The sequence below is a fragment of the Acinetobacter sp. YH12098 genome (genome assembly GCF_013419235.1).
GTDB classification, from domain to species: Bacteria; Pseudomonadota; Gammaproteobacteria; order Pseudomonadales; family Moraxellaceae; genus Acinetobacter; species Acinetobacter amyesii.
Map to the genome: position 1 here is coordinate 1 of NZ_VPAO01000082.1, position 2,561 is coordinate 2,561.

Annotated in this window: 4 protein-coding genes; all 4 read left to right on the forward strand. The window is 31.4% G+C overall.

Features of this window, described 5'->3' with window-relative positions:
- Positions 1 to 160 precede the first annotated feature (160 nt).
- The 4 genes from FTU38_RS16520 to FTU38_RS16535 all read left to right on the forward strand — a co-directional run bounded on the left by FTU38_RS16520 (position 161) and on the right by FTU38_RS16535 (position 2,382).
- Positions 161 to 790, forward strand: coding sequence for a hypothetical protein (locus tag FTU38_RS16520; protein ID WP_005173627.1), 630 nt, complete (start codon positions 161 to 163; stop codon positions 788 to 790).
- 104 nt (positions 791 to 894) lie between these two features.
- On the forward strand, positions 895 to 1,197 hold the full coding sequence (locus FTU38_RS16525) for a type II toxin-antitoxin system RelE/ParE family toxin (protein WP_000286964.1): 303 nt from the start codon (positions 895 to 897) through the stop codon (positions 1,195 to 1,197).
- On the forward strand, positions 1,198 to 1,479 hold the full coding sequence (locus tag FTU38_RS16530; RefSeq protein ID WP_000985610.1) for an addiction module antidote protein: 282 nt from the start codon (positions 1,198 to 1,200) through the stop codon (positions 1,477 to 1,479).
- Positions 1,480 to 1,581: 102 nt separating this feature from the next.
- On the forward strand, positions 1,582 to 2,382 hold the full coding sequence (locus FTU38_RS16535) for a hypothetical protein (protein WP_100329924.1): 801 nt from the start codon (positions 1,582 to 1,584) through the stop codon (positions 2,380 to 2,382).
- Positions 2,383 to 2,561 lie beyond the last annotated feature (179 nt).

The following is a 2,561-nucleotide window of genomic DNA, read 5'->3' on the forward strand; positions in this document are numbered from 1 at the left end:
GTGGAACGTGAAAAATCATAAAAAAAGCCCGAACAGGGATGTTCGGGCTATCAACTAGAAACTACAGCATTGATTTCTATAGATAATTATAACGCATTTCGTATAAGGTGTATTATGTTAATTTTAGGAAATCTTAAGATAATTATTAATGAGTGACTTAATGAATAAAGAAATTTCTGTATTACTGCATGACGTTCCTACTCATGCAGATTACGCATGTGATGCAACAGATTTAGATCCAGAAGATATTCCTGAAGATCGTATAGAACAAGTCATAAATTTATTAAATTCTTCTGATGAAAATATTGTATTTAAGGCAGCAAAACTTCTGACTAATTGGGGACAATCCTCTGGTTTTGATGCATTAGTAAATTTATTAAATGAAAATAAATTAGATGGTTATATAGATCATCGTTTACATGGTTATGATGATACACTTCAGCATGTACTTAGCGCTTTTGTTCGTTATTGGGCATTCCAAGCTGATCTAGGATTTGGTGAGCAGGCTAGAATAAAAATATTTCATCCTATACAAAAGATTATAGAAATATCTAATACAGAACCATTTGATATTAGTCGCTTATTTTGGTTAATTGATGATGAAAAATACGATGAATATATTCCTTTAATTAAAAACCATTTAATCCAAATAATAGATCATCCTGAATTACAATTTTGGAAAATCCATGATGCTATTGAACTGATGCTGAAATTAGAGCCTGAGTTTGTTCATAATTTATTAGAAGAAAAAGGCAAAACATTGGAAGACTTTAAAATTAACACTTTATAAAGTTATACATTTAACATAATGGCGGTTATACGAAATTCTGTTGTAGCCCCATACATTCAAGTTTATTTCTTGCATGAATGTATCCTATAGGATACATTACTCTTATGTACTCAATATATACCACTGAAGTCTTTGATGACTGGTTTACTAAGTTAAAAGACCAGCAGGCAAAAAGACGTATACAAGTCCGAATTGATCGGGTTGAAGATGGAAACTTTGGAGATACTGAACCAGTAGGTGAAGGTGTTTCTGAATTACGTTTCTTCTTTGGACCTGGCTACAGGATCTATTACTGTAAGCAAGGGCAAAGGGTCGTTATTCTTTTAGCAGGCGGAGACAAGTCTACGCAAAGTAAAGATATAAAACTTGCCCTACAATTAGCACAAGATTTAGAGGAGGAGCTGTAAATGGCTATCAAACTTCGTAAATGGGACAGTGCTGAACATCTTAAAACAGAAGAAGATATGCAAGCTTACCTACAAGCCTGTATCGATGAATCTAATGGTGATGCGGCATTCATTGCAAAAGCTTTAGGTAATATTGCTAAAGCTAAAGGAATGGCTCAATTATCAAGAGACACTGGTTTAGGTCGAGAAAGTCTTTATAAAGCACTTTCTGGCGATGTAAATCCAAGCTTTGATACTGTTATTAAAGTCGTAAAAGCACTGAATTTACGCTTAGCAATTTAAAAAAAACTAGTAAAAAAGGGAGCTTTAAGCTCCCTTTTTCAACTTCGTATAACGTGTATTATGTTAATTTTAGGGAAATTTAATAAATAGAAGACTTTCATTATGAATTCCATCAGAACTTTTATTATTTTAATACATTTCACTGCTATATGTGGATGTACTGACTCTTCAGAACCTAGGTCTAAATCTTTATCAGAAAAATCGGATATCGAATATTATAAAGATATATCAAAATCAGGGGATTTAGTGACTTGGGGGATTTCATCGGATTTAATTATAAAAACAGTTGTAGGTGATAAAAAGAATATTGAGCAAGGCATAGTTTTAAGTAACCCTTTTCTTGGGCAGTTTTCTATTAACTTCATTCCTACAGTAGAAATACTAAATGACGATGATAAAATTGAGAACGTTGCCGATTTTCAAAAGCCTATGCAATTTAATCTACTTTTGAATAATGCTAAGAATATAAAAATTAATAACTTTTATGATAGGAGTTATCAAGATCAAGTAAAAGTACATCTACAAAATTTCAGTACACTTGATCCCATATCTTTTAAATATAAACGAACACCAAGAGAGTGGATAAACTATTTAACATCACATAAATTTGTAAAATATGAAGATTCATTTAAAAAATTTGATTTAGAATGCTATTCAATAAATTTGGATTCTGATATTTCTTATCATTGTTTAGGTCATGCATCAGATCCATACCATTCTGAATTTTTAATGAAAATTACTCGTAATCTTACAGACCAAATCGTAATAACCACAAAATCTGAAACACCTCTCTATCCTAACGTGAATATAGAATGGAGAATGCCTTATGAATCATTAAAAGATTGGAAAGCTGTAGATCGAAATATTTGGCGTTTATTAAAAGCTTGGAATGCTAATCAATAGAGTAACTATCGCAAAACTTCCACTAATTTTGAGTCTATTTAACATAATGGCTGTTATACGAAATTTGGATGTTAGAAACCATTTAAATTAATGAGTTATTGAATAAGTAAAACCCTCTAAGTAGACTTTTAGAGGTTGTAAATCTAGGAAAAAGCTAAAGATGCCGTTGATTGAGTATT